This is a genomic window from Brevundimonas vesicularis (assembly GCF_044807075.1).
GTDB lineage: Bacteria > Pseudomonadota > Alphaproteobacteria > Caulobacterales > Caulobacteraceae > Brevundimonas > Brevundimonas vesicularis_G.
In genome coordinates, this window is the sequence record NZ_CP085234.1 from 272,765 (window position 1) to 299,355 (window position 26,591).

Here is a 26,591-nt window from a genome sequence, read left to right on the forward strand (position 1 = left end):
CGCGGTTCGATCAGGAGTATCCGATGCGCCACGCCTTCCCCGCTGTTTCCATCCTGGCCCTGATGATGGCCTGCTCTTCGGCCCTGGCGCAGGAGACGACGCCGAACATCGACGCCGCGCGGATGAATGAGTCGGTTCGGGTCCTGGCGTCGGACGAGTTCGAAGGCCGCGCCCCCGCCTCAGCCGGCGAGGAAAAGACCGTCGCCTGGCTGGTCGAACAGTTCAAGGCCGCGGGGGCCCAAGGCGGTGGGCCAGACGGCGCCTTCGTCCAGGTCGCCCATCTGTCGCGCACGCGCCAGGACGGTCCGGCGACCGTCGCCGCGACCGTCGGCGGCAAGACCATCAGCCTGGAGCGCGGTCCCGATGTCCTGGTGTCCAGCGACCGGCCGACCAACCACATCACCGTGACCGACGCGCCCGTGGTCTTCGTCGGCTATGGCGCCACGGCGCCGGAGCGCCAGTGGGACGATTTCAAGGACGTGGACGTGCGCGGCAAGGTCATCGTCGTCCTGGTCAACGATCCCGACTTCCAGGCGCCCGACGGCGATCCGGTCGCGGGCAAGTTCGACGGAAACGCCATGACCTTCTATGGCCGCTGGACCTACAAGTTCCAGGAGGCGGGTCGTCGTGGCGCGGCGGGCGTGCTGGTGGTGCATGAGACGGCCGGCGCCGGCTATCCCTGGTCGACGCTGCAGAACTCATCGGCCGCGCCCAAGTTCGACATCGTGCGCGCTGACCCCGACGCCGAGCGCGCGGCGTTCCAGGGCTGGATCCAACGCGCCAAGGCGGAAGAGCTGTTCACCGCCGCCGGCCTCGATTTCGCCGCCCTGAAGGACAGCGCCCGCAAGGCCGACTTCAAGCCCGTCGTCCTGCCCGGCCTGACGATGAGCGTCGATTTCGGCCAGATCGCCGACAAGGTGGAGACCAAGAACGTCATCGCCCGCATTCCCGGTTCGGAACGCCCGAACGAGACCGTCATGTACGGCGCCCACTGGGACGGCTACGGCGTCGGAACGCCGAACGCCCAGGGCGACAAGATCTATAATGCGGCGGTGGACAATGCGACCGGCGTCGCGGCCCTGCTGGAACTGGCCCACGCCTTCGCCGAAGGTCCGCGCCCCAAACGATCGGTCGTCTTCGCCGCCTGGTCGGGCGAGGAGGCGGGCCTCCTGGGCTCAACCTATTACGCCGCCAACCCGGTCTGGCCGCTGGAGACCACGGTCGCCAACATCAACGTCGACAGCCTGCTGCCGGGGACCGAGATCGACCCCAACGTCGTCGTCATCGGCAAGGGCAAGAACCAGCTGGACGACATTCTGGCGCGCCACGCGACCGAGACGGGCCGCACCCTGATCGCCGATCCGGCGCCCCAGGCCGGGGCCTTCTATCGTTCGGACCATTTCCCGCTGGCGCTGAAGGGCGTGCCGGCCTTGTTCCCGGCGGCGGGCTTCACCGGCGCCAGCGCGGCCAGCCGCGACTACGTCCAGAACCGCTATCATCAGCCCACGGACGAATGGGATTCGACCTGGACGATGGACGCCGCCGCCGCCGATGTCGCCCTGATCTACGCCGTCGGTCGCGAGCTGACGGACGGCGATCAGTGGCCGGATTGGAACGCGGGCGCCGAGTTCGGCCCGGCGCGGGACGCCTCGAAGGCCTCGCGGCGCTAGATTTCCAGCTGAAGCTCGGGCGCGGCGGCGGTGGTCGCGGCGCCCAGCGGCAGATGCAGGATGAAGGCGGCGCCCTTGCCCGGCTCGCTTTCGACCTCGGCCCAGCCGCCGTGCAGTTCGACCAGGGCCTTGACCAGGGCCAGACCCACGCCGGGACCGCCCCTCTCGCGCCGCACGAAGCGGTCGAAGACGTGGGCCTGCAGGTGATAGGGAATGCCGCGCCCGGTGTCCGACACCGTCAGGCGGATTTCGGACGGGCCGGCCTCGGCTTTCAGCTCAACCGCCCCGCCTTCGGACACGGCGCGCGTCGCATTCTCCAGCAGATGATCCAGCGCCTGGCCGATACGGTGTTCGTCGGCGCGGATGGGTTTGAGATCGGCAGGACAGGAAACGGTGAGTGTGGCGCCGCGTCCCTCGACCCGCGCTCGGACCTTTTCGGCGGCCTGGCTCAACAGGTCGCAGACCCTGAGGTCGCCCAGCGACAGCTCCATCTCGCCGGCGTCGATCTGGGCCATGTCCAACACGTCGTCGATGGAGCGGGCCAGCTGGCTGGCGGCGATGCGGATGGCGCCCGCGTGCTGGCGGCTGCGCTCGGGCAGGTCGCCCATCGTCTCCAGCAGTTCGGAATAGCCGACGATGGTCGTCAGCGGCGTGCGCAGCTCATAGGAGACGCTGCCCACGAACTCGCGCTTCAGCGCCTGACTTTCGGCTAGCGCCTGCTCGCGCTGCACAAGCGCCTGCTCCAGCCCGCGTCGGGCCGTCACGTCCGAGAAGGCGACCAGGGTCGCGCCGTCCGGCAGGGGGCGGGTCTGCCAGGCGGCGACGCGACCGTCCACGGTCCGGCCCTCGCCCGAGATGGCGACGCGGCTTTCGGGATCGGGATCGGCGACGCGCGCCTTCAGCCCCAGCCACAGGGCGGGATCGGGCAGCACCGCCTTGCACAGTTCGGCCAGGGTGTCGAAATCCGAGGCTGTCGCGATCTTGTCCGCCGACAGGTTCCAGAAGGTCTCGAACGCCTCATTGTGCAGCCGCAGCCGGCCGTCCGAGCCGAACACGGCCACCGCGTCGTTCAGCTTGTCCAGCGTTGCGCGCTGGACCTGGATCTGGGCGTTGAAGCGGCTGCGCAGCTTCAGCTCGTCGGTGATGTCCGAGAAAATCAGCAGAATGCCGCCCAGCGGGTGCGGCTGGCGCACGACGCGCAGGGTGCGCCCGTCCGGCAGGGACCAGCTGTCGTCCGGCGAAGCCTCCGACGCGCCATAGAACTCCAGCTCCCGCGCCTTCCAGCCGGCGTAGTCGACGACCTCGGGCAGGCTGCGACGCTGGCGCAGGCGGTCCAGCAGCTCGGCATGGGTCGGACGTTCGTCCAGCCAGGCCGCGTCGATGTCGAACAGGGTCTGGAAGGCGGTATTGTGGAAGGCCAGCCGCTTTTGCGGGCCGAAGATGGCGACGGCGTCGGCCAGGTGGTTCAGCGTTTCGTCATGGGCGTCGACGTGGCGGCGCAGGGTGTCGCGCGTCTCTTCCGCCTCGGTCACCTCGATGGCGAAGGCGGTGACGGCGCCGCCGCCCGCCGGTTCGGCGATGATGCGCCAGGCGCGCCGCGCGCCCCCGCCGGTCGTCCAGCGGAAGCCCTCCTGTCGCACGCCCAGCCGCGCGGCCTCGGCGACCAGGGCGTCGGCGCCGCGGTCGAAGGACACGCCCTTTTCGACGGCGTCGTCGATGCTCTCGGCATTGGTCTCGTTCAGCCAGGCGCGGTTGGCCCAGGCCAGTTTGCCGGTCCCGTCCACGACCCAAGTCGGGGTCGGCGAGGCGTCGCCCAACAGGGCCAGGCCGCTTTCGGTCGCATCCGCCCCGGTCAGGGTGAAGCGCGAGGCGGGCGACAGCCGCAGCCAGGCCGAACCGCCCGCGACCCGTCCCTCGATCCGCCAAGGCTCCACATCGTCCAGCGCGACCAGACCTTCGAACGCCTGACCTTCGTGAACCAGGGCGTCGATCAGGGCGCCGTGGGTGATCCGGAGCTTGTTCAGGACGGCGGCCCCGGCCTCGGCGTCCTCACCCGCCAGCCGCGCGATCAGTTCGGCCGAACCGATCGGCAGACCGGCCGCCTGCCCATCCGGCGTCAGGGCCAGGCTGACGTCGTCGAAGGCGCGCAGCATGGCGTCATGGCGGCTGAGGTCGGCCAGGGCCTCGACCCGCTCGCGCTCGGCGGCGACGGCGGTTTCATGCAAACGCCCACGCAGCAGCAAGGCCCAGGCGCTGACGGCCATGGCCAGTCCGGCTGCGCCCGCTGTGGCGACATAGGCGATGTCGGCCTCGGCCATTCGTGTCCCTGGAGAAGAGTCTCAGCCCCGATTCGCTAACCATACTCCAAGCGCGCGAAAAAGCGGCAGTCTCGTAATCGCGTCATCGCGCCCCGTTGCGGCAGGGCGTCGGGGCTGTGATATCGCGGACATGACCGACCCGATCGCTCCCTCCCTCGATGACTTCGCCCGCCTGGCGCAGGAGGCGTTCGACGCCCTGCCCAGACCGTTCAAAGACGCGGCGGGCGAGGTGGTCATCCGCATCGATGACTTCGCCGACGAGGCGACGCTGGCCGAGATGGAGATCGAGGATCCGTTCGAGCTGACGGGCCTGTACCATGGCGTGGACATCGGCCGGCGCGACAGCCTGGGCCCGGCGGCCGAGCCGTCGCGGGTCTTTCTTTATCGCCGTCCCATCCTGGACGAATGGTGCGAGCGCGGCGACGTGGGGATCGGCGAACTGATCGCCCACGTCCTGATCCATGAGATCGGCCACCACCTCGGTCTGACCGACGATGACATCCACGCCATCGAGGACGACGCGGACTGACCCCTTATTTCGTCGCCGGATAGGGCGTCGTCACGGCGCCGGAGATCATGCCGGGGATGGCCTCGCCCAGGCCCAGCAGGATGAACTGGATCGCCAGGGCGCACAGGATCAGGCCCAGCACCTTGACGATGATCGCCATCCCAACCTCGCCCAGCAGGCGGCTGAGCGACCCGGTCAGGGCGAAACAGACGAAGGAGACGGCGCAGGCCGCCGCGATCGCCACCAGCGACCCCATGGTCCCGGCGTAGCCCAGCTTGGCCGCCTCGCCCGCCTGAATGATGACCGCCGAAATGGCGCCGGGGCCGATCATCAGCGGAATGGCGAAGGGCACGACCAGACGCTGGAACCGCCTGCGGGCATAGCCGCGCACGTCCTTGGAATCCGCCAGCGCATCCTTGTCGGCGAACATGGCCAGGAAGTCGCCGCGCGCCATGTCCAGACCCAGGAACAGCAGCAGTATGCCGCCCGCGATGCGAAACGCCGCCAGCGAAATGCCGAAGAACTGCAACAGGCCCAGGCCCGTGAACAGGAAGAAGGCCAGGAAAACGGCGGCGAAGGCGCAGATCAGGGCCGAGACCGAAATCCGCTGACGCAGGGTCGCCCCGGCCGTCGCGGCGGCGAAGATCGGCAGATTGCCGATCGGGTCCAGCAGGGCGAACAGGGTCACGAACAGGTTGACACCCAAGTCGACTGCGTTCATCGCCTGCCCTCGCCCTCAATCCATCACGCCGCCCTGCCGACGCGCCCTCGTGTCCGGCATAGCCGCTCAGCGCGAGTCCGTCGATGACCGATCCCCAAACCGCCTCCGATCGTGCGCCCGACGAGCGGATCATCTGCGCCCTGGACGTGCCGACGACGGCCGAGGCGGCCGCACTGGCTGAGCGGATCGGCGATGCGATCGGCTTCTACAAGGTCGGACTGCAACTGTTCGCGGTCGATGGCATGGCGCTGGCGCGTGAGCTGAAGGCGCACGGGCGAAAGATCTTCCTGGACTGGAAACTGCACGACATCGGCGCGACCGTGGAGAAGTCGACGGCCAATCTGGCGGGCGCCGACTGCGACCTGCTGACGGTCCATGCGCGGCCCCAGGTCATGGCGGCGGCGGCGCGCGGCGCGGCGGGCTCGAAGATGAAGGTGCTGGGGGTTACGGTCCTGACCAGCCTGAAGGCCGAGGATTTGGCCGCCGACGACCACAGCCTGTCGCCGGCCGATCTGGTCGAACGGCGCGTGCGTCAGGCGCTGGAGGCCGGGATCGACGGCGTCGTCTCCAGCCCGCATGAGGCGGCCCGCGCTCGGGCTCTGGCGGTCGAGGCTGGCCGGCCCGACTTCCTGATCGTGACGCCCGGCGTGCGCCCGGTCGGCGCCGCGCTGGACGACCAGGCGCGAGCGGCGACGCCACAGGCGGCGCTTGAAGCCGGCGCGACCCATCTGGTGATCGGCCGGCCGATCACGGCGTCGAGCGATCCGCGCGCGGCCGCGCAAGAGATCGCACAGCAGATCGCCCTGATCTGAGACAGACCAGGGCGACCGTTCGTCTTCGGTTGCTCTCGCGCGAGGCGATCAGCCGCGCTCACCCGGCTCCTGGGCATAGCCGTGACGCGGCGGGGCGTGGGGCGCGGGCGCCTCGGGCGGCGGCAGGTCGCCGTAGTAGCCCGACGTCGGCGGCGGGGGCGGAGAAGGCGGCGGGGCCGTGTTCACTTCCGGCGGCGCAACATAGACCTGGGCCGGGGCCACATTGACCGGCGCGGACTGCACATAGACCGGCGACTGATCGACATAGACCGGGCCGCCAACCTCGACCTGGGCAGGCGCGACATTGACCTGGGCCGGGGCGACCTGGATGTGTTGCGGACCGATGTCGACGGGCGCCGACGGCACATAGACCGGGGCCTGATCGACATAGACGGGCGGGCCGACATCGACCTGGGCCGGGGCCAGGTTCACCTGCGACGGAGCCACCTGAACGCGTTGCGGCCCGATGTTCACCGGCGGCGCCTGCACATAGATGGGCGGCTGTTCGATATAGGTGGGCGGTCCCATCTCGATCTGGGGCGGCGCCATGCTGACCTGCGAAGGCGCGACATAGATGCGCTGCGGCGCGATCTGGACGGGCGGCGCCTGGACATAGACCGGCGGCTGATCGACGTAACCCTGCTCGTAATGCTGCTCATAGCGGTGTTCGTAGCGAACCGGCGGGCGAACCGGCGGACGGCAGTTGCAGTCGACCGGACGGCCCGGGTACGGACGCCAGCCGATATAGTCACGGCCGAAGCCATAGACCGGATAGCCGACCGGAGCGCTGACCGGCGGGCGACCGACCAGAACCGAGGTCGCGCTGACGCCGCCGACATAGCCGCCGCCGTAGTAGCCGTCCGAATAGCCGCCGCTTCCGACATAGGTCGTGCCGCCGCCGACATAGCCGCGCTGGAAGCTGGACGAACTGGAATAGGATCGGGCGCTGCTCGCCGAATAGCTGGAGGCGCTCGCATAGGCGTTAGCGTTGGCATTGGCGTAGGCGCCGCCGTTCACGTTCACATTGACGTTGTGATTGGCGTTGTAGTTGCCGCCGCCATAGTGACCGCCGCCGCCGCATCCCCCGCCGCAGCCGCCGCCGGGGTGGCCGCCGCCATAACCCCCGTGACCGGGACCACCGGCCAGAGCGGGCGCTGCGGAGAGCAGCAGAGCCGCCGACGCGGCGGTAAGTATCGACTGTATCGTCACGGGACAGACTCCTCTGAGTTGTCCCGACACTGGCAAGTCCGGCGCCTGTTTCTTAAGGCGTGGTTAACCTTTGCGCCCGTTGCAGCAGGCTCGGCGGGTTAGAAATCGATCGCCAGGCCCTTCTTCTCCCAATCGCCGAAACGGGTCGGTTCGGGGCCGGTCGGACCGCCGTATTCCGTGTCCGCCTGAACGGTCGTTTCCGCCGCGCGACGATCCGCCGCTTCCTGAAGCGCGCGCCGCGCGGCCTCGCTGAGCGGCCGTTCAGGCGTGGCGTGGGGCACGTCGGCGTTGAAGACGGGCGCCGCAGCCGGCGTTTCGTCGGCGTCATTCGGCGCCAGGGTGGGATGTTCGGTCACAGGGCGGCTCCCTTGAGGCTTGATGCGCCTTCTCTCAAATAGAGGTTCAAGCCCGGGACGCCAGACGGATCGGGAATGGAACCGCGATGAACCATCTGAAGACCTTCATTCTGTTGGCGGCGATGACGGCCCTGTTCGCAGGGGTCGGCTATCTGATCGGCGGCGCGACCGGCATGGCGATCGCCCTGCTGTTCGCGGGCGGGATGAATCTGTTCAGCTACTGGAACGCCGACAAGATCGTGCTGAAGATGTACCGGGCCCAGCCGGTCGACGAGCAGCACCCGAACGCCGTGGTCAGGAACTATGTCGCCGACGTGCGCCAGATGGCCCGCGACGCCGGCCTGCCCCAGCCGCAGGTCGCCATTATTCCCAATGATCAGCCCAACGCCTTCGCCACGGGCCGAAACCCCGAGAACGCCGCCGTCTGCGCCACCACCGGCCTGCTGGACATGCTGACGCGCGAGGAGGTGCGCGGGGTGATGGCGCACGAGCTGGCCCATGTGAAGAACCGCGACACCCTGATCATGACGGTGACGGCGACCATCGCCGGCGCCATCGCGGCGCTCGCCAACTTCGCCCTGTTCTTCGGCGGCAACGACCGCGAGCGGCCGGGCGGCATTATCGGCACGATCGCCCTGATGCTGCTGGCGCCCATGGCCGCCGGTCTGGTGCAGATGGCCATCAGCCGGGGCCGCGAATATGAGGCCGACCGCGTCGGCGCCGAAATCGCCGGCGATCCCCAGGCCCTGGCTTCGGCCCTGCAGAAGATCGACGCCTACGCCCGGCGGATCACCAATCAGACGGCCGAGCGCAATCCGGCCTCGGGTCAGATGTTCATCATCAATCCGCTGGCGGGCCGTGGCGCGGACAACTTGTTCTCGACCCATCCCGCGACGGGAAACCGCGTCCGGGCCTTGATGGAACTGGGCGCGAAGATGGGCATGCAGTCCCGCGCCCAAACGGCGGATCTGACCCAGCCGCGACCGGCTGCCGGTTTCACCACCACTGGTGTCCCGACCACCCCGAGCGAGCCGCGCGGCCCCTGGGGGTGAACATCACGCCGGACGCCGCCATTACGGCGGCGTCCGGATCAGCAGTAATGGCGCGATAAAGCCTCGCCCGCATGGGCGATGACGTCAGGTCACGCGCGCTCGACGCACAGGGCCACGCCCATGCCGCCGCCGATGCACAGGGTCGCCAGACCCTTCTTCGCGCCCGAGCGCTTCATCTCGAACAGAAGCGTCGTCAGGATGCGCGCGCCCGAGGCGCCGATGGGGTGGCCGATGGCGATGGCGCCGCCGTTGACGTTGACCTTGGCCGGGTCGAGACCCAGCTCCTTGACCACGCACAGGCTCTGGGCGGCGAAGGCCTCGTTGGACTCGACCAGATCCAGATCGGCGACGCTCCAGCCCGCCTTTTCCAGCGCCTTCTTGGACGCCGGGATCGGTCCCGTGCCCATGATCGACGGATCGACGCCGGCGGTGGCGTAGGAGGCGATGCGGGCCAGCGGCTCCAGCCCGCGCGCCTTGGCCTCGTCGGCGCTCATCAGCACCAGGGCGGCGGCCCCGTCGTTCAGCCCGGAGGCATTGGCGGCGGTGACGCTGCCGTCCTTGGTGAAGGCGGGTTTGAGCTTCTGCATCAGCTCAAGCGTCGCGCCGTGGCGGATGTATTCGTCCTTGTCGACCGTCACATCGCCCTTGCGGCCGGGGATGACGACCGGCGTGATCTCGTCTTCGAACTTGCCGGCGTTCTGGGCCGCCTCGGCCTTGTGCTGGCTGGCCAGCCCGAATTCGTCCTGCGCCTCGCGGCTGATGGACCATTTTTCGGCGATGTTCTCGGCCGTCTGACCCATGTGATAGCCGTTGAAGGCGTCCCACAGGCCGTCCTTGACCATGGTGTCGATCAGGGCGACGTCGCCCATCTTGTGCCCGTTGCGAAGCTGTTGGGCGTGCGGCGCCTGGCTCATGCTCTCCTGGCCGCCGGCGACCACGATCCTGGCGTCGCCCAGAGCGATCTGCTGGGCGGCGATGGCGACGGCGCGAAGGCCCGAACCGCAGATTTGGTTCAGGCTCCAGGCGGCGGCTTCCTTTCGAACGCCCGCGCCCACGGCGGCCTGGCGCGCCGGGCCCTGACCCGCGGCGGCCTGCAACACATGACCCAGGATCACCTCGTCAACCTCATCGCCGGAAACACCGGCCCGTTCCAGCGCCGCCTTGATGGCGATCTCGCCCAGCTTGGACGCCGGAAGGGACGACAGGGCGCCCAGGAAGGAGCCGACCGGGGTGCGCGCGGCGGAAACGATGACGACGTCGGTCATGGGATTTCACTCTTTGGAGAATAACTCGGCGTGACCGTTTTGCCGCATTGCAGCGCGTTCGTCACCTGCGACGACATCGACAGGGCGCGATTCAGCCAATCGTCACCCTGTCGGCGCATTGTCGCGGAACGATAGAGGCGATCGACGGATTGGAAGGTCCATGCTGCGCACGCTGAAACGTCTTGTCACCCACGTCTGCACGCCGGACGAGCTGGACATGATCGAGCACTATCCGACGCGCGCGGAAAAGCTGGCGGATCTGTGGGTCCACGTCGTCGGCCTGATGCTTGCGGCGGTCGGCGGCATCATCCTGGCGGGTCTGGCCGGGGTCTATGCGGGGATCGGCGGCGTGATGGCGACCGCCATCTACGCCTTGTGCCTCGTCGGCATGCTGACGGCCTCGACCATCTACAACTGGACCAACCCCTGCGCCGCGCGGCCCGTGCTGCGGCGACTGGACGAGGCGGCGATCTTTCTGATGATCGCGGGCAGCTACACTCCCTTCACCACCCAGCGGTTCGAGGGTCTGTGGGCCATCGGCTTCACCACCCTGATCTGGACCCTGGCTTTCCTCGGCGCCGGGGTGAAGCTGTTCGCGCCGCGCATCTCGGACAAGTTCTGGAGCGGCGTCTACGTCGTCTTCGGCTGGCTGGCGGTCGCGGCCCTGAAGCCGATGGTCGAGACGGTGCATCCGATCGCTCTGGCCCTGCTGGTCATCGGCGGCCTGATCTACACCGCCGGGGTCTTCGTCTTCATCAGCCCGCGCGTGAAGTTCCGCCGCGCCATCTGGCACGGCTTCGTCGTCACCGGAGCGACCGTACATTGGACGGCGGTGCTGGTCGGCGTCGTGCTGGCCCCGGCCATGAGCCACTGATCGACCGTCCGTTCCCGCCGGTTTCGCCCCCTCTGGCGCATCGCGTCGCAACGGAGGATAGTGACGCGTTGCAACATCGCGAGAACAAGCGTGGCTGACGAAAAGACCAAGGGTGGAAAGACCGGCGACAGCGCTCAGGTCGTCATCAAGAAGTATGCGAACCGCAGGCTCTACAACACGCGGACCAGCGCCTATGTGACGCTGGAAGATCTGGCGACCATGGTGCGCGAGGGGACGGAGTTCGTCGTCTATGACGCCAAGACCAACGACGACCTGACCCGCCAGATCCTGACCCAGATCATCTTCGAGGAAGAGAGCCGGGGCGAGGCCTTGCTGCCGGTTCAGTTCCTGCGCCAGCTCATCGGCTTCTACGGCGGTCAGATGCAGGGCGTCCTGCCCTCCTATCTGGAGATGTCCTTGGCCAACTTCGGTCGTCAGCAGGAGCAGTTCGCCAGTCAGATGGGCCGCGCCTTCGGAACCGGCGCGGGCGCGACCCTGATGGAGGACGCCGCGCGCGCCAATATGGCGATGTTCGAGCGCGCCATGCAGATGTTCCCGGCCTTCACCTATCCCCGCGCCGAACCGACGCCCGCCGCGTCCGATGACAAGGCCGAGCCGGCCCCGCCGCCGGAGGCGCCTGACGCCTTGGACGAGATGCGTCGCCAGATGGACGAGATGCGCCGTCAGATCGAAAAGCTGGCGGGCGGCAAGGGCAAATGACCGACCGGATCCAGGCCGTCGGCGGACCGGACCGCGTGGATCGCCGCGAAGGCGAACGCCGCGAGCGCGAGCGGCGCGCCCGATCCGCCTCGCGCGCCCTGGTCCCCGTCGATGCGCCTGAGATCGTCGAGCCCCAACCGGCCCCGGCAAGAGCTGCCGTCCTGCCGACGCCCGAGCCCGGCGCCGCCGCCTTCGTGGCCCAGCAGATGGGCCAGAGCGGGCAGAAACGCGGCCTGCGCGGCGGCCCGCCGGTGCTGGATGCTGCCCGCTCCGCCTACCTCGGAACCGAATATTCGGGCGCGGCCGAGCGTCGTCCGAAAACAGGCAAGACCGCCAAGACCGACATCTGAGCTGACGCCGCTCGGGCGGCACGGGGTTTGCTGGGGGCGAGGCAGAACGCTCTCAGCCGGACCCGCCCATGCCCGCCGTCTTCGCCCTCGCCGCCAAAGCCTTCGACGTCGCCGTCGTCGCCTTGATCTTCACGGCATTTTCGTAAGCGCTACCGCGCTTCGCGCTGCTTGAGCGCATGTTTCTTAGGGCCTACCGCGCTTTGCGCGACTTGAGGCCGTTCGGCTTACGCCCCGCCGAAATCGAAATCCTTGCGCGACGCGATGATGGTCACGATGAACCCGGCCAGGACGTCCAGCAGGATCATGATCACGATCAGAAAGAAGGTCGAGGTCGCGAACCCCGGCAGCAGCAGGAACTCCACCAGCACGCCGATGAACAGGATCATCGACAAGGCGTGATTGATGATGGCGATCCGCTGGCTGGAGGTCGACTTCACCAGCTCGAAGAAAAGCAGGATCAGACCCAGAAGCAGGATCAAGTCGCCGGACCCGATCGTCCATTGCGCGCCCGAGGTCATGGTGATCGAGAACAGCGGATCGCGTAGCAGCACGTCCGCCTGCACCATCCCCGCCCCGCTCGGCGCGCCGAACAGCACCACAATATTGTAGAGCACCACCGGGATCAGCAGCAGCGGAATGGCGAGCAGCATGGACGGTCCTCTTCGCAGCCGGTCCAACGGCTACGCCTATTCACCCTGATTTAGCGCCGTTTGCGAAACACCGCCACAAAGGTTCAAGCCTTGGGAAATCCACCTGCCCGGCTGAGCGCTGACGGCGCCGGCCGGCCGATGGCCTCGCCGATCCAGCGCGCCGTCGCGATCAGGGCGTCGAGGTCATAGCCGGTCTCGAACCCGCCCCCCGCCAGCATATAGACCAGGTCCTCGGTGGCGATGTTTCCCGTGGCGCCCGGCGCGAACGGACAGCCGCCGATTCCCCCGACCGAGGCGTCCAGCACGTCGATCCCCGCCTCGACGCCGGCATAGGCGTTGGCCAGGCCGGTGTTGCGGGTGTCGTGGAAATGTAGACGCAGGGTCGCGTCGGGCGCGGCCGCCCTGGCCGCCTCGACCTTTTTCGTCACCGCCCAGGGATCGCCCGCGCCGATGGTGTCGGCCAAACCGATCTCGCCGACGCCCATCTCGGCGATGGCGCCGACCATGTCCGCGACCTGGTCGACGGAAACCTCGCCGTCGAACGGACAGCCCCAGACGCAAGAGATCATGGCCGACAGCGACTGCGCGCCCTCGCTGGCCTCCGCGTTGTGACGGCGGGCGACGATCTCGCCCAGCATGGCCAGTTGATCCTTCACCGCCAAGCCCTGGTTCTTCAGGCCGAAGCCGTCGGTGGCGGCGACCGAGACATTGACCTCGTCCACCCCGGTCGCCAGCGCCCGGTCATAGCCCTTGCCGTTCAACACGAGGCCAATGCGGCTGCGCCCCGCCTCGTGCGGCAGGGCGGCCATGACCTCCTCGGCGCCGGACATCTGCGGCACATATTTGGGATGGACGAAAGAGACGGCCTCGATCCGCTTCGCCCCCGCCTGCTCGAGCCGCCGCACCAGATCGGCGCGGACCGCGGGCTCAAGCACCGCCTTTTCGTTCTGCAGCCCATCGCGCGGCCCGACTTCGACGATCTGGATGAAGCGGCCCATCACTCGGCTCCCGCTGCGGCGTTCCCGTTCCCGTTTCGGGGCGGCGGCGCATAGACGGTCAGGCTGACCGGATCGCCTGCCGAATAGTTGTAGCCGTTGACCGTCCCGACCGCGCGACCGGACACGCCCAGACGCGCCGCAGCCGCCCGGAAGGCGTCAGCGTCACGTCCCTCGACGATGGCGGGCCGCCCATCGGCAAGGGCCTCGGCCGCGCCCTGGGCGTCGGTCAGATCGGTGTCGCGTCCGGTCAGGAAGACGAAGCTGGGTTCATGGAAACCGGTGATCGCCACCGGCCCCGGCGTGCGGCCCTGACGCGGGTGCAGGTCCGCCGCCTCCAGCGCCTTTTCAAGCTGGGGCGCGATGGCCAGGGGCCGCAGTTGGCGGATCGTGCCCGACAGGGCCGCGTGCGCCACGATCCCGAAGGCCAACGAAGCGACCAGCGCTGCGACCGGCGCGCGGTTCAGCAGCAGGAAGCCCCCCATCGCCCCCGCCGCCAGCGCCATGACCACCGTCAGCGCCGCCCAGGTCTGGGCCGTCGAGGTGCCATAGACGGTCAAGCCATAGACGGTGATGCCGATGATCAGCAGGGCCGCGAACGCGCCCAGCACCGCCCCGGTGATCCGCGAGACCTTGCCGATGGGCTGGGCCAGGGCGGCGGCGGCCAGCAGGGCCAGCGCTCCGAAGGTCGGCAGGGTGTAATGCCACAGCTTGGTCGGGGCCAGTTCGAACATCAGCCAGCCCGGGACCAGCCAGCAGACCAGGAACCGGATCGCCGGCTCGGCGCGTCGGCTCCAGCCCGTCGAGACGGCGGCGGGCAACAGCAGGGTCGAGGGGAAGAACAGCAGGGGCGCCAGCAGCAGATACATGCCGGGGAAACCCGAATGGCTTTCGTGCGCGCCGGCGATCTTGGGCGCCAGGTCCCCGCCGATGGCCTCGCGCCAGAAACCGCCGTCGGTGGCGATGGTGATGGCGATGGCCCACGGTCCGACCATCAGGGCGACCAGCGGCAGGCCCCACCCCCAGCCGAGGCGATACAGCCATTTGACGTTCCGATCCCAGATCGACAGGGCGATGATCGCCAGGGCCACGACCAGGAACCCGATCGGTCCCTTGATCAGGATCGACAGCCCGATCCCGATCCAGAACAGCAGCTTGTGCGGCCGGATCGGCCGTTCGCCCGCCTTCGTCGCCATATAGATGCGCGCCAGCGCCGCCATGGCCAGGGTCGTCGCCCCGCACAGCATGGCGTCGGTCTTGGCGATCCCGGCCTCGGTCGACAGCAGGAAGGTCGCCCCCATGATGGCCCCGCCGAAGAAGCCGACCCGGCTGCCCAGCATGGCCGAGCCGGCCCAGGCCACGGCCCAGGCCGCCAGCATGGCGCCCAGCAGGGACGGGATGCGATAGGGCGCGATTTCGCGGTCTTCGACATCCGAGGTCAGGCCCACGGCGATCGCCTGCATCCAGTAGATGCCGACCGGCTTCTTCCAGCGCGGCTCGTCCTGATAGCGGATATCGACATAGTCGCCGCTTTCCAGCATCTGGGACGTAGCCTGGGCGAACCGGCTCTCGTCGCGATCCAGCGGCGGCAGCAGCAGCAGGCCCGGCAGCCCGGCGATCAGCGTCAGCAGGGCCGCGAGAACCGGCCCGCGCCAGCCGGCGATGCGGCCATCCAGATCGAAAGTCTTCATTCCAGACTCCTTACACGGCGACCACGCCTGCGTCAGCCGTCTCCCCTAAGCTCTCGTTATCCTCTATGGAGCGCCGATGACCCCCGAAACGCCCGAAATCTCCGTCGTCGTTCCCGTCCATGACGAGGCGGGCGCCGCCGTGCCGCTGGCGCGCGAGATCGCCGCCGCCTTCGCCGGCCGTTCGTACGAGATGATCTTCGTGGACGATGCGTCCAGGGACGCGACCCTGGCCGAGCTGAAGGCCGCCATGGCCGAACTGCCGGCGCTGCGCGTCCTGGCCCACGGGACCAATGCGGGCCAGAGCCGGGCGGTTCGAACCGGCGTCCTGGCCGCGCGCGCGCCGGTCGTGGTGACGATGGACGGCGACGGCCAGAACCCGCCGGCTGATGCGCCTCGCCTGGTCGATGCGCTTCTGGCCGCCCCCGGCGATGTGGGCCTGGTCGGCGGTCGTCGCGCCAAGCGCCAGGACACAGAGGCCAAACGCCAAGCCTCCATCTGGGCCAACCGCATCCGCCGCAAACTGCTGGGCGATGACGCCGACGACACCGGCTGCGGGCTGAAGGCCTTCCGCCGCGACGTCTTCCTGCGGCTGCCCTACTTCGATCACATCCACCGCTATCTGCCGGCCCTGATGATCCGCGAGGGGTTCAAGAACCAGTATCTCGACGTGGATCACCGCCACCGCGAGGTTGGTCGCTCGAAATACACCAACTGGGGCCGCCTGCGCGCCTCGGTCTCGGACCTCCTGGGCGTGATGTGGCTGAAGACGCGGTCCCGCAAGCCGGGCGCGATTTCGGAGTTTTGAAACAGCCACACCCTCCCCGCTTCGCAGAGAGGATAGGCAAACAAAAAGGGCGGGACCTTGCGGTCCCGCCCTTCTGCATTTCAGCGTCGGTTAACTTGGACCCCGGCCTTCGCCGGGGCGTCCGGGCGGCCCGAAGGCCGCCCTTCCGCTTAGAAGTCCATGCCGCCCATGCCGCCCATGCCGCCCATGTCAGGAGCCGCAGCGCCGCCCGACTTCTTGGGGGCGTCGGCGACGGCGGCTTCCGTCGTGATCAGGATGCCGGCCACCGAAGCGGCGTCTTGCAGAGCGGTGCGAACGACCTTGGCCGGGTCGATGACGCCCATCTGCACCAGATCGCCGTACTCTTCGGTTTGCGCGTTGAAGCCGAACGAGGACTGGTCGTTTTCCAGCACCTTGCCGACGACGATCGAGCCTTCGACGCCTGCGTTTTCCGAGATCTGACGGATCGGAGCCTGCAGGGCGCGACGGATGATGGCGATGCCGGCGTTCTGGTCGGCGTTGTCGCCCTTGACGTCGGCCAGGATCTTGGAGGCCTTCAGCAGGGCGATGCCGCCGCCGGGAACGATGCCTTCGTCAGCCGCGGCGCGCGTGGCGTTCAGGGCGTCGTCGACGCGGTCCTTCTTTTCCTTCACTTCGACTTCGGTCGAACCGCCGACGCGCAGGACTGCAACGCCGCCGGCCAGCTTGGCCAGACGTTCCTGCAGCTTTTCCTTGTCGTAGTCCGAGGTCGTGTCTTCGATCTGGCGCTTGATCTGGGCCACGCGGGCTTCGATCTCGTCCTTGCCGCCGACGCCTTCCACGATGGTGGTGTCGTCCTTGGTGATCGAGACCTTCTTGGCCTTGCCAAGCATGTCGAGCGTGACGCTCTCAAGCTTGATGCCCAGGTCTTCCGAGATGACCTGGCCGCCCGTCAGGATGGCGATATCTTCCAGCATGGCCTTGCGGCGGTCGCCGAAGCCCGGAGCCTTGACGGCGGCGACGCGCAGGCCGCCACGCAGCTTGTTGACGACCAGGGTCGCCAGGGCTTCGCCTTCGATGTCCTCGGCGATGATCAGCAGCGGACGGCCCGACTGAACCACGGCTTCCAGGATCGGCAGCATGGCTTGCAGCGAGGTCAGCTTCTTCTCGAACAGCAGGATGAGCGGCTCTTCGAGTTGGGCCTCCATCTTGTCGGCGTTGGTGATGAAGTAGGGCGACAGGTAGCCGCGGTCGAACTGCATGCCTTCGACGACGTCGACGGTGGTGTCGGCGGTCTTGGCTTCCTCGACGGTGATGACGCCTTCGTTGCCGACCTTGGCCATCGCCTGGGCGATCAGCTCACCGATTTCGGAGTCGCCGTTGGCCGAGATGGTGCCGACCTGAGCGATTTCCGAGTTGTTGGAGACCGGCTTGGAGTTGGTCTTGATCTCTTCCAGCACCAGGCCGACGGCCTTGTCGATGCCGCGCTTCAGATCCATCGGGTTCATGCCGGCGGCGACGGCCTTCAGGCCCTCTTGCACGATGGCTTGAGCCAGAACGGTTGCGGTGGTGGTGCCGTCACCCGCCTTGTCGTTCGTCTTCGAAGCGACTTCGCGGATCATCTGGGCGCCCATGTTCTCGAAGGCGTCTTCCAGCTCGATCTCTTTGGCGACCGACACGCCGTCCTTGGTCGAGCGCGGAGCGCCGAAGGACTTCTGGATCACGACGTTGCGGCCCTTGGGACCCAGGGTCACCTTGACGGCGTTGGCGAGGACGTTGACGCCGCGCAGCATCTTGTCGCGCGCGTCGGTGTTGAATTGTACGATTTTAGCAGCCATGCGGGCAGCTCCTATCTATATGGATTGATTGAAGAACGTCAGACGTCGGGTGCTTAGGACAGCACGCCCAGGACGTCGGATTCCTTCATGATGATCAGGTCTTCGCCGTCGATCTTCACTTCCGTGCCCGACCATTTGCCGAACAGGATGCGGTCGCCGGCCTTCAGCTCCAGAGCATTGACCTTGCCGGTGTCGTCGCGGGCGCCAGGGCCGACGGAGACGACTTCGCCTTCCTGCGGCTTTTCCTTGGCGGTGTCGGGGATGATGATGCCACCCTTGGTCTTGGATTCTTCTTCAACGCGCTTGACCAGCACGCGGTCGCCGAGCGGACGGAACGCCATCGGACTTCTCCCTGTAAAACCCCCGGATCGGGGCGTTTTTGAAACGGTGTGCGGCGCTCTCGCGATCGCCGTTTTGGCAGCCGACCAGCGAGAGTGCTAACGCGAGCGGGAGTTAGGCAGAGGCAGGGTCATCGTCAAGCGGCGGCGATGGATCGCCGCGCGAATTCTCTGTGACAAATGAACCGAAGATGAATGTCGACCTCCGGGGTCGTTCAAACTGGCGGCGATAGAACGGCTTCAACGCTGGATGCCTTCCCGTCCCGGAAGCGCAGATCGGCCGAGAACGAAGGAGATCGAAATGTCCAAGCTGCTGAAGATCACTGCGGTCGCCGCCGCCCCCGTCGTGGCCCTGAGCCTGATGGCCGCCCCGGCCTCGGCCCAGTCGCGCGATCGCGACAATACCAGCCGCAACGCCCTGATCGGCGCGGCGGTCGGCGGCTTGGCCGGCGCCCTCTACGGCAACGGGGACGGTCGTTACATCGCCGGCGGCGCCTTGGCCGGTGCGGCCGTTGGAGCCGTGGCATCCTCGAACCGCGGCTCGGGCTGCGAATATTACCGCGGCGGCCAATGCTACCGTAACCAGGGTCACTGGGAGCGCGAGCACGGCATCGACCGCAGCCGCTCGGGCTATGACTACCGCTACGACGGCCGCCGTTACGACTCGCGCTATGATCGCTACGACCGCGACTATCGCTACGATCGTCGCTGGTAACCGGCGAGGATCTCCAAAAGGAAAGGCCCGACCGCCCGGTCGGGCCTTTTTCGCATTAGCCCATCAGGCGTTTCATCAGAGCCGACGTGGACGGATCCAGGTCCATCGAGGGGCCGCCCGCGTCGACGTCCTTCAGGATCGCCTTGGCCAGGACCTTGCCCAGTTCGACGCCCCATTGGTCGAAGCTGTTGATGTCCCAGATCACGCCCTCGACGAAGGTCTTGTGCTCATACAGGGCCAATAGCGCGCCCAGGGTCTGGGGCGTCAAACGATCCATGACGATGGATGTCGACGGACGGTTGCCGGTGAAGGTGCGGTGGGACGCCAGGCGTGTCGCCTCCTCCTCCGACAACCCCTGAGCCAGACCTTCGGCCTTGGCGGCCTCGGTCGTCTTGCCCAGCATCAGGGCCTGGCCTTGAGCCAGCGCGTTGGACCAGAGCGGCGATTCCGGCGCGTCCGAATGCGTCCTGGCGACAATCACGAACTCGGCCGGGACGATCTCCGGCCCCTGGTGGATCTGCTGGAAGAAGGCGTGCTGGCCGTTGGTGCCGGGCTCGCCGAAGACGACGGGGCAGGTCTGGCGCGTCACCGGCGCGCCGTCGCGGTGCACCCGCTTGCCGTTCGATTCCATCTCCAGCTGCTGCAGGAAAGACGGCAGGCGGCGCAGGGCGTGGGCGTAGGGGGCGACGGTGCGGGCGGGCCGGTCAAGACCATCGACGTTGAACACCTGGGCCAGAGCCAGCAGGATCGGCGCATTCCGCTCCAGCGGGGCCGACACGAAGTGGTCGTCCATCGCGGCGGCACCCGCCAGCATCCGTTCGAACACGTCCCAGCCCAGGGCGATGCCGCACGACAGGCTGACCGCCGACCACAGGGAATAGCGCCCGCCGACCCAGTCCCGGAAGGCGAAGGTGCGGCCACAGCCGAAGGCCGCCGCCTTGTCCGGCGCCGCCGTCACCCCGATGAAGTGTTTCGTCATCCCCTCGGCCGGCAGGGACGCCGCCAGCCAGGCTTTCGCCGCCTCGGCGTTGGCCAAGGTTTCCTGGGTCGTGAAGGTCTTGGACACGACCACCACCAGGGTGGTTTCGGGATCCAGGCCGGTCAGGGCCTCGGCCATGTCGCGCGGATCGATATTGGCGACGAAGCGCAGGTCGATGACCGGGTCCAGCGGGCGCAGCGCGTCCCAAACCACGCGCGGCCCAAGGTCCGACCCGCCGATGCCGACATGGACGATCGCCTCGAACTTGCGCCCCGTCGCGCCCGCCTCGGCGCCCGACCGCACCGCGTCGGCATAGGCCTTCATGTCCGCTCGCACGGCGTCCACCTCGGCCGAGACCGGCTCGCCCAAGGCCTTGAAGTCGGCGCCCGGCGCGGCGCGCAGAGCCGGGTGCAGCACCGCCCGCCCTTCGGTCAGATTGACGGCCTCGCCTGCGAACAGGGCCGCGCGACGTCCCTCGACGTCGCTGGCGCGCGCCAGGTCCAGACAGGCGTCGAAGGCTGCGCGGGTCCAGCTCTGTTTCGACAGGTCCAGATAGAGCCCCGCCGCCTCGACCGACATCCGCGCCAGCCGGTCGGGATCGGCGGCGAACTGATCCACGATCCGCGCGGAGGCGGCCTCGGCGGCGGCTTGGTCGAACGCGGTCCAGGCGGCGTCGCGGGTCATCGTCGTCTCCATCGGGAATGACAGGGTAAACACTCGTTTACGGCTGGGGCGTATTCAGGTTCAACGTCCCAGCGGACGCTGAAACAGGAAGTCACCTAAAATGTCCTGCGGCCTTGCTCTCACGATCGCTCTGGCGATGTCCAATCCCTCGGTGGCCCTGGCCGCCGAACAGCCGGCCGCCGCGCCCGGCGCGCCGGTCTCGGTGGCGGGCGAGCCGCTGTTCGCCGACATCATCTCGCGCTCGGCCAGCCTGAAGGCCGTGGTCGACGGCTGGGCCGCCGCCAAGGCCGCCGACGACGCCGCCTTCTTCACCAGCCAGGCCTTCACCGGCTTCAAAGCCCAGGCGGAACAGTTGGCCGCCCTGGACATGCAGGGCCACCTGATCCTGAAGGAACGCGGCACCGACGGCGACCTGAAATGCATCCTGCGCGGCATTTCCGAGGACATGCCCAAGAAGGTTCAGGCCGTTCAGGCCGCCGCCAACCCGGCCGAGCGCGCCACAGCCCTGTCGGAACTGTCCTATCTGCTGAACGACAACGTCGAAGTCATCACCGCCCCGCCCAAGCCGGAAGTCTGACGCCTTCTAGAGAGCGGCCAGCGCCTCCAGCACGCCCTTGCCGTAGCGATCCAGCTTCGACTGACCGACGCCGGAAATGGCGCCCAGACTGTTCAGGTCGCCCGGCTCGGCGTGGGCGATCTCCAGCAGCGTCCGGTCCTGGAAAATGACATAGGGCGGGACGTGCTGTTCCGAGGCGCGGTCGCGGCGCCAGGCGCGCAACGCCTCGAACCGGGCGCGGACGTCCGCGTCCATCGTCTCCAGCGCCGCATTGCGCCCTTCGCCAGAGCGGTCACGACGGCGCGGGGCGGTATCGGCCCTCAGAGGCGCGCGACGCACCTCGATCTGGCGCTCGCCGCGATAGACGGCGCGCACCGCCTCGGGATCGCCCAGCCCGACCAGCGGCTTGCCGTCATTGGGGTCCTCGGCCAGCAGACCTTCGAACAGCAGGTGATCGACGATCTCGCGCCAGCTGTTCAGCGAAATCTCGCGTCCGATGCCCCAGGTGGACAGTTGCTGCTCCCACGGCTGCACGTCCTTGGTGCGGGCGGTCAGGTGATCGACGACGCGACCCCTCCCGAACCGGCCGCCCAACCGCTGCACCGCCGCCAACGCCTTCTGGGCCGGGACAGTCGCGTCATAGAGCTGGGGCGGGTCGCCGCAGATGTCGCAGACGCCGCAAGGCTGGGCGTCATGCTCGCCGAAATATCGCCGCACGGCCTGGGCGCGACAGACGGCGCCGTCCAGCATGGCGAACAGCTGACGCGTTTTGCGTACCTGGACCGATTTGACCTCCTCGGCCATCGGTCGGCTGTCCAGCCGACGCAATGACCAGGCGATGTCGGACGGCCCATACAGGGTGATGCCCTCGGCCGGTTCGCCGTCGCGACCGCCCCGTCCGATTTCCTGCCAATAGGCCTCCAGGCTGCCCGGCGGATCGGCGTGGATGACGAAGCGGACGTCGGCCTTGTCCACGCCCATGCCGAAAGCGATGGTCGCGACCATGACGGCGCCCTCCTCGGCCAGGAAGCGTTCCAGCCGGCGGTCGCGCTCCTTCGTATCCATGCCGGCGTGATAGGCGATGGCGTTGGTCCCGGCGTCGCGCAGCGCCTGGGCCACGCGGTCGCAGCCGTCGCGGCTGCCGCAATAGACCACGCCCGACTTGCCCCGCCGTTCGCGCACCAGTTCGATGACCCGCGCGTCGGTCTTGGCCCGAGACGCGCTCTCCTTGCGCTCGGCCGACAGTTGCAGGTTCGGACGCGCGAAACTATCGACGAAGACCGTCGCCTCTTCCAGTCGAAGCGAGCGCAGAATGTCGTCGCGCGTGCGGGCGTCGGCGGTCGCCGTCACCGCGATGCGGGGCACGTCGGGGAACCGCTCGGCCAGCAGACCCAGGTTGCGATAGTCGGGGCGGAAGTCGTGACCCCACTGGGACACACAGTGGGCCTCGTCGATGGCGATCAGGCTCAGCGGCAGTTCCGCCAGCCGGTCCATCATGGCCCCCGCCGCCAGGCCTTCCGGCGAGACATAGAGCAGGTCCAGCTCCCCCGACCGCGCCGCCGCCCAGATGGCCGAGCGCTCGTCCAGCGACACCCCGGAATCCAGCCGCGCCGCCGCGACGCCCTGCTGCTTCAACGCCTCCACCTGATCGGTCATCAGGGCGATCAGCGGCGACACCACCAACCCCAGTCCGGGGCGCAGGATGGCCGGGATCTGATAGCAGACGCTCTTGCCGCCGCCGGTCGGCAGGACCGCCAGCACATCGCCGCCCGACAGGATCTGCTCGACCACCTGCCCCTGCAGCCCCCGGAAGTCGGAGTGCCCCCAGACGCGCGCCAACAACGCCCGCGCGTCGTTCAGGTCAGGCGTATCGGTCGAGGAAAACTGGGGGCGCGTGGCCGGCATCCTTAAGCTGTGCACTCTTTGTTCCCAAACAGAAGACGCCGCCGGCCGCGAAGGCGACCGGCGGCGGCGTCATAGGGGGAGGGTTTAGTGGGCGGGCGCTTCGGCGAACTGGCCGCCGACGCGGTAGCGCCACAGATAGGACGGGGCGATAGCCGCCATGCCGGCCGGATGGTCGATGCCCAGATCGCTGAGGCCAAGCGCATCGGCGGCGACCACATTGTCCTTCTCCAGCATCAGCACCTGATCGCGCGTCAGCGGCGGGGTCAGGCCGACGAACCGGCTCAGTTGCAGCAGCGAACCCAGGGGCTTGGCGACGATGAAGGGCACCGAAACCAGCATCCGGTCGCGGCCCGTCTCACGACGCACCAGCTCCAGCACCTCGCGGAAGGTATAGAGGCTGGGCCCGCCCAGTTCATAGGTGCGGCCGGCGGCGTCCGCGCGGGTCACGCCGCGCGCGATGGCCTCGGCGACATCGCCGACATAGACCGGCTGGAACCGGGTCTCGCCGCCGCCGATCAAAGGCAGGGCCGGCGCCATCGTCGCCATGGCGGCGAAGCGGTTCAGGAAGCTGTCGCCCGCGCCGAACACCAGCGACGGACGCAGGATCACCGCATCCGGATAGACGGCGCGCACGGCCGCTTCGGCCTGGGCCTTGGTGCGACCATAGGCCGAAGGGCTGGCGGCGTCGGCGCCGATGGCCGAGATCTGGACCAGGCGCTGCACGCCCGCCGCCTTTGCGGCCTCGGCGATGGTCTTGGCCGCCTCGGTGTGAACGGCGTCGAAGCCGCGTTTGCCGCCTGCGTCATGCAGCACGCCGACCAGATTGACGACGGCGTCCGCGCCGCGCACGGCCTGCGCCACATCCGCCGGGTTGGTGATGTCGCAGCGCATGAACTGGATCTGGCCGGGATCGCCCAGCGGCTGGATTTCGATCGCCAGGACAGGGTTGCGCACGGCGACCCGAATGCGCCAGCCGCGACGGGCCAGGGCGCGCACCGCCTGCGACCCGATAAAGCCCGAACCTCCAAAGAGGGTCACGACGCCGGGGGCGAGGTCAGCCATGGGGAAAGCTCCAGTCGAAATCTGTTTCGGCGGGATAGACGATAGGGCGCCGCACCGCAACGCGAGCCTTCACGGTCACGCTGGCGTTCGACGCGCGGCCGCCCATCTGAGGCGGATGAAGCTTTTCACCATTGGCTACGAAGGCGCGACCCAGGCCGACGTCATCGCGCGGCTCAAGACGGCCGGCGTGCAAACCCTGGTCGATGTCCGCGCGGTGGCCGCATCCCGCCGCGCCGGCTTTTCCAAGACGATCCTGGGCGAGAGCCTTAAGGCCGAAGGGATCGACTATGTCCACCTGCGCGGGCTGGGCACGCCCAAGGCGGGACGTGACGCGGCGCGCAAGGGCCGTGTCGACGAGATGCGCGCCATCTTCGCCGATCACCTGGGCGAGCCCCAGGCGCAGATCGAGTATGAGCGGCTGAAGGCGCTGGCGGCCGACAAAGCCGTCGCCCTGCTGTGCTTCGAGGCCGACCGCGCCGGCTGCCACCGCGCCGTCCTGGCGGAACGGCTGTCGGCGGAAACCGGCGTGGCGGTCGTGGACCTCTAGCCTTACGGCCGTCCGACCAGCTGATCGACCGAACCGCTGGTGACCGGGTGATAGAGCGGCCGGGCCTCGGCGTAGATGCGTCGCGCATTGCCCCGGCCCCAGTCGCCCTCGTTCCACAGGGTCTGGAACAGCGGCAGGACGAACTTGCGACGGCCCTGGCTGGTCAGGAACTTCTCGGCCGTGGCGACCGACGGCTGATAGCGATGGGCCAGGGCGATCTGCAGCCAGGCGAAGGTCAGTTCGGCGTTGCCTTCGCTCGCCAGGTTCAGCGTGCGCTCCAGATCGGCCAGTTGCGCATTCGTCAGCCAGTCGGCGCCCGTCCGCAGACCCTCGGGCCGCCAGCCCAGGAAGCGCTGGCGCTGCTGGGTGTTCCAGTCCGCCCACGGGATGGCCGAGGCCGGTCCCTTGTCCTTGAAGAAGGCGACGGCGGCCGCGTCCACCGGCTCGAAGGCGTGCGAGACCGGCGCGACGGCGTTGGACGGCAGGCCGGGCTGATAGACCCAGGCGTCCATCTGCAGCTGGCTTTCCAGCGCCGCGTCGCCCTTGATCAGGTTGTCGCGGATGTCCTGCAGGAACATGGCCGTGGTCATCGGACGATAGGCGTTGCGATCGAAATAGCCGCGCAGCCAGGCGTCGAACCGATCCCGTCCGACGGTGCGTTCGATGGTCCGCAGGAATAGAGCGCCCTTCTCGTAGGCGATGTCGTTCATGCCGTCGTCGGGATCGCGGCCCTTCAGGTCCAGATGCAGGCGGGTGTCCGCCGCCGGCAGGGACTTCAGCGTGTCTTGAAGACTGTCCCAGCCCAGCACCTGCTCCTGCATGGCGCGGTCATGGCCATAGACCGACTCCATGATCCGGTTCTCGAAATAGACGGTGAAGCCCTCGTTCAGCCAGAAGTCGTTCCAGGTCGCGTTGGTCACCAGATTGCCCGACCAGGAGTGCGCTAGTTCGTGCGCGACCAGCGACACCAGCGAGCGATCGCCGGCGATGATCGTCGGGGTGGCGAAGGTCAGTTTCGGGTTCTCCATCCCGCCGAACGGGAAGGAGGGCGGCAGGACCAGAAGGTCGTAGCGGCCCCAGCGATAGGGGCCGTACAGCTTCTCGGCCGCCGTCACCATTTGGGCGGTCGGCTCCAACTCCCACTGAGCGGCGCGCAGGCGGCTGGGCTCGGTCCAGACCCCGGTGCGGCCGTCGAACGGTCCAAAGGCGATGTCGCCGACGCCCAGCGCGATCAGATAGGGCGGGATCGGATTGTCCATCCGGAAGCGCCAGGTCTTCATCCCGTTTGCGGCCCGCTCGCCGTTCGGCGTCAGGTGATCGGCGCTCATGACCACGGTCAGGTCTTCGGGCGCGGTGATGCGGGCCGAATAGGTCTGGCGGATGCCGGGGCTGTCCTGGGTCGGCACCCAGGTGCGGGTCAGGATCGCCTGGCCCTGGCTGAACAGATAGGGCTTCTGTCCGCCGGCCGTCTGGCTGGGGCTCAGCCATTGCAGCGCCGCCGCATTCGGGCGGGTCGAATAGCGGATGCTGATCTTGCGTCGCTCATTGGCGGCGAAGGCCGGGAAATAGACCGTCAGCGGCTGGCCCAGAACGGCGTCATTGTCGCCGACGACATAGCGCAGCGGCTGACCCGCCGCGTCGCGCACGTCCTGAATGTCCAGGTCGCGGATATCCAGCACGATCTCGTTGGCGCCCGGGATCGCCAGGATGTCCAGGGTCGCCGTGCCCGCCAGGGTCCTGGTGTTGAAGTCGGCGGTCAGGTCCAGGGCCACATCGACGACGCGGGCGATCTCGGGCCGGGCGTGGGTATGGACGTCCACCGCTTCGGGACCGGGCGCCGGGGCGATGGCGGGCGGGGTCATGGCCGATCCTCCCGTCGTGGTGGAGCAGGCGCTCAGACCCATGGCGGCGGCCAAGGCGAGGGCGGAGACGAGACCGAGCGCTTTCAGCGTCATCGAGGTTTTCCTGGGCTGATCTTGACGATTGGCCCGGAGAACGCGCGGAAACGCGAAA

At 68.2% G+C, this 26,591-nt stretch carries 25 protein-coding genes; 11 read left to right on the forward strand and 14 right to left on the reverse strand.

Annotated elements, in window-relative coordinates; translation table 11 throughout:
* The first annotated feature begins 23 nt into the window (after positions 1 to 23).
* A complete protein-coding gene (locus LG306_RS01365) occupies positions 24 to 1,670 on the forward strand; it encodes a M28 family metallopeptidase (RefSeq protein WP_404417435.1) in 1,647 nt (548 codons plus the stop codon).
* On the opposite strand, the gene LG306_RS01370 is transcribed toward LG306_RS01365, so the two are convergent.
* Positions 1,667 to 3,988, reverse strand: a complete 2,322-nt coding sequence (locus LG306_RS01370; RefSeq protein WP_404417438.1) for an ATP-binding protein — start codon at positions 3,986 to 3,988, stop codon at positions 1,667 to 1,669. The two genes, LG306_RS01365 and LG306_RS01370, sit on opposite strands and share 4 nt — an antisense overlap.
* A gap of 130 nt (positions 3,989 to 4,118) precedes the next feature.
* Between LG306_RS01370 and LG306_RS01375 the strand changes: the two genes are divergently transcribed.
* Positions 4,119 to 4,517 carry a metallopeptidase family protein gene (locus tag LG306_RS01375; protein WP_404417441.1) on the forward strand — a complete coding sequence of 133 codons (399 nt, stop codon included), beginning with the start codon at positions 4,119 to 4,121 and terminating at the stop codon, positions 4,515 to 4,517.
* Positions 4,518 to 4,521: 4 nt separating this feature from the next.
* On the opposite strand, the gene LG306_RS01380 is transcribed toward LG306_RS01375, so the two are convergent.
* Positions 4,522 to 5,217, reverse strand: a complete 696-nt coding sequence (locus tag LG306_RS01380; protein WP_017505485.1) for a MarC family protein — start codon at positions 5,215 to 5,217, stop codon at positions 4,522 to 4,524.
* An 83-nt stretch (positions 5,218 to 5,300) separates the two neighbouring features.
* Between LG306_RS01380 and pyrF the strand changes: the two genes are divergently transcribed.
* A complete protein-coding gene (gene pyrF / locus LG306_RS01385; protein ID WP_404417446.1) occupies positions 5,301 to 6,029 on the forward strand; it encodes an orotidine-5'-phosphate decarboxylase in 729 nt (242 codons plus the stop codon).
* Positions 6,030 to 6,077: 48 nt separating this feature from the next.
* Here pyrF and LG306_RS01390 read toward each other — a convergent pair whose 3' ends face one another.
* Together LG306_RS01390 and LG306_RS01395 are read right to left on the reverse strand one after the other, a co-directional pair.
* Entirely contained in the window at positions 6,078 to 7,238 is a 1,161-nt protein-coding gene (locus LG306_RS01390) for a hypothetical protein (RefSeq protein ID WP_404417449.1), read from the reverse strand.
* Positions 7,239 to 7,336: 98 nt separating this feature from the next.
* Positions 7,337 to 7,594 (reverse strand): DUF1674 domain-containing protein, encoded by a 258-nt coding sequence (locus LG306_RS01395; protein WP_404417451.1) that lies wholly within the window; start codon positions 7,592 to 7,594, stop codon positions 7,337 to 7,339.
* Positions 7,595 to 7,680: 86 nt separating this feature from the next.
* Between LG306_RS01395 and htpX the strand changes: the two genes are divergently transcribed.
* Positions 7,681 to 8,646 (forward strand): zinc metalloprotease HtpX, encoded by a 966-nt coding sequence (gene htpX, locus LG306_RS01400; protein ID WP_404417454.1) that lies wholly within the window; start codon positions 7,681 to 7,683, stop codon positions 8,644 to 8,646.
* A gap of 89 nt (positions 8,647 to 8,735) precedes the next feature.
* Here htpX and LG306_RS01405 read toward each other — a convergent pair whose 3' ends face one another.
* Positions 8,736 to 9,911, reverse strand: coding sequence for an acetyl-CoA C-acetyltransferase (locus tag LG306_RS01405; protein WP_404417456.1), 1,176 nt, complete (start codon positions 9,909 to 9,911; stop codon positions 8,736 to 8,738).
* 160 nt (positions 9,912 to 10,071) lie between these two features.
* Between LG306_RS01405 and LG306_RS01410 the strand changes: the two genes are divergently transcribed.
* The 3 genes from LG306_RS01410 to LG306_RS01420 all read left to right on the forward strand — a co-directional run bounded on the left by LG306_RS01410 (position 10,072) and on the right by LG306_RS01420 (position 11,855).
* Positions 10,072 to 10,785 (forward strand): hemolysin III family protein, encoded by a 714-nt coding sequence (locus LG306_RS01410; protein WP_017505478.1) that lies wholly within the window; start codon positions 10,072 to 10,074, stop codon positions 10,783 to 10,785.
* Positions 10,786 to 10,875: 90 nt separating this feature from the next.
* Entirely contained in the window at positions 10,876 to 11,505 is a 630-nt protein-coding gene (gene phaR, locus LG306_RS01415) for a polyhydroxyalkanoate synthesis repressor PhaR (RefSeq protein WP_039245806.1), read from the forward strand.
* Entirely contained in the window at positions 11,502 to 11,855 is a 354-nt protein-coding gene (locus tag LG306_RS01420; RefSeq protein WP_404417460.1) for a hypothetical protein, read from the forward strand. Before phaR ends, LG306_RS01420 begins: the two co-directional genes overlap by 4 nt.
* Before the next feature lie 224 nt (positions 11,856 to 12,079).
* On the opposite strand, the gene LG306_RS01425 is transcribed toward LG306_RS01420, so the two are convergent.
* From LG306_RS01425 to LG306_RS01435, 3 genes are all read right to left on the reverse strand, one after another.
* On the reverse strand, positions 12,080 to 12,505 hold the full coding sequence (locus LG306_RS01425; protein WP_404417463.1) for a hypothetical protein: 426 nt from the start codon (positions 12,503 to 12,505) through the stop codon (positions 12,080 to 12,082).
* 83 nt (positions 12,506 to 12,588) lie between these two features.
* A complete protein-coding gene (locus LG306_RS01430) occupies positions 12,589 to 13,503 on the reverse strand; it encodes a hydroxymethylglutaryl-CoA lyase (RefSeq protein WP_404417466.1) in 915 nt (304 codons plus the stop codon).
* Complete coding sequence (locus LG306_RS01435) at positions 13,503 to 15,191, reverse strand: ArnT family glycosyltransferase (protein ID WP_404417469.1); 1,689 nt, start codon at positions 15,189 to 15,191, stop codon at positions 13,503 to 13,505. The genes LG306_RS01430 and LG306_RS01435 overlap by 1 nt, the downstream gene beginning before the upstream one ends.
* 76 nt (positions 15,192 to 15,267) lie before the next feature.
* Here LG306_RS01435 and LG306_RS01440 point away from each other — a divergent pair, with 76 nt between their 5' ends.
* Positions 15,268 to 15,996: a glycosyltransferase family 2 protein gene (locus tag LG306_RS01440; RefSeq protein WP_039245802.1), complete on the forward strand. Its 729-nt coding sequence runs from the start codon at positions 15,268 to 15,270 to the stop codon at positions 15,994 to 15,996.
* Positions 15,997 to 16,145: 149 nt separating this feature from the next.
* On the opposite strand, the gene groL is transcribed toward LG306_RS01440, so the two are convergent.
* Positions 16,146 to 17,792, reverse strand: coding sequence for a chaperonin GroEL (gene groL / locus LG306_RS01445; RefSeq protein ID WP_017505471.1), 1,647 nt, complete (start codon positions 17,790 to 17,792; stop codon positions 16,146 to 16,148).
* Between the two features lie 53 nt (positions 17,793 to 17,845).
* The gene (gene groES / locus LG306_RS01450) at positions 17,846 to 18,133 is read right to left on the reverse strand and encodes a co-chaperone GroES (protein WP_055808823.1); all 288 of its coding nucleotides are present in this window, start codon (positions 18,131 to 18,133) and stop codon (positions 17,846 to 17,848) included.
* Positions 18,134 to 18,431: 298 nt separating this feature from the next.
* Here groES and LG306_RS01455 point away from each other — a divergent pair, with 298 nt between their 5' ends.
* Positions 18,432 to 18,845, forward strand: coding sequence for a hypothetical protein (locus tag LG306_RS01455; RefSeq protein WP_404417473.1), 414 nt, complete (start codon positions 18,432 to 18,434; stop codon positions 18,843 to 18,845).
* A 55-nt stretch (positions 18,846 to 18,900) separates the two neighbouring features.
* Here LG306_RS01455 and pgi read toward each other — a convergent pair whose 3' ends face one another.
* Positions 18,901 to 20,508, reverse strand: a complete 1,608-nt coding sequence (gene pgi, locus LG306_RS01460; protein WP_404417476.1) for a glucose-6-phosphate isomerase — start codon at positions 20,506 to 20,508, stop codon at positions 18,901 to 18,903.
* A 100-nt stretch (positions 20,509 to 20,608) separates the two neighbouring features.
* On the opposite strand from pgi, the gene LG306_RS01465 reads away from it, so the two are divergent.
* Positions 20,609 to 21,085: a hypothetical protein gene (locus LG306_RS01465; protein ID WP_199060238.1), complete on the forward strand. Its 477-nt coding sequence runs from the start codon at positions 20,609 to 20,611 to the stop codon at positions 21,083 to 21,085.
* A gap of 6 nt (positions 21,086 to 21,091) precedes the next feature.
* Here LG306_RS01465 and recQ read toward each other — a convergent pair whose 3' ends face one another.
* Both recQ and LG306_RS01475 read right to left on the reverse strand, forming a co-directional pair.
* A complete protein-coding gene (recQ, locus tag LG306_RS01470) occupies positions 21,092 to 22,969 on the reverse strand; it encodes a DNA helicase RecQ (protein ID WP_404417480.1) in 1,878 nt (625 codons plus the stop codon).
* Between the two features lie 84 nt (positions 22,970 to 23,053).
* A complete protein-coding gene (locus tag LG306_RS01475) occupies positions 23,054 to 24,031 on the reverse strand; it encodes a complex I NDUFA9 subunit family protein (protein ID WP_404417483.1) in 978 nt (325 codons plus the stop codon).
* Positions 24,032 to 24,146: 115 nt separating this feature from the next.
* Here LG306_RS01475 and LG306_RS01480 point away from each other — a divergent pair, with 115 nt between their 5' ends.
* A complete protein-coding gene (locus LG306_RS01480; RefSeq protein WP_404417486.1) occupies positions 24,147 to 24,578 on the forward strand; it encodes a DUF488 family protein in 432 nt (143 codons plus the stop codon).
* A gap of 2 nt (positions 24,579 to 24,580) precedes the next feature.
* Here LG306_RS01480 and LG306_RS01485 read toward each other — a convergent pair whose 3' ends face one another.
* Positions 24,581 to 26,533 carry a M1 family metallopeptidase gene (locus tag LG306_RS01485; protein WP_404417489.1) on the reverse strand — a complete coding sequence of 651 codons (1,953 nt, stop codon included), beginning with the start codon at positions 26,531 to 26,533 and terminating at the stop codon, positions 24,581 to 24,583.
* Between the last annotated feature and the right edge of the window lie 58 nt (positions 26,534 to 26,591).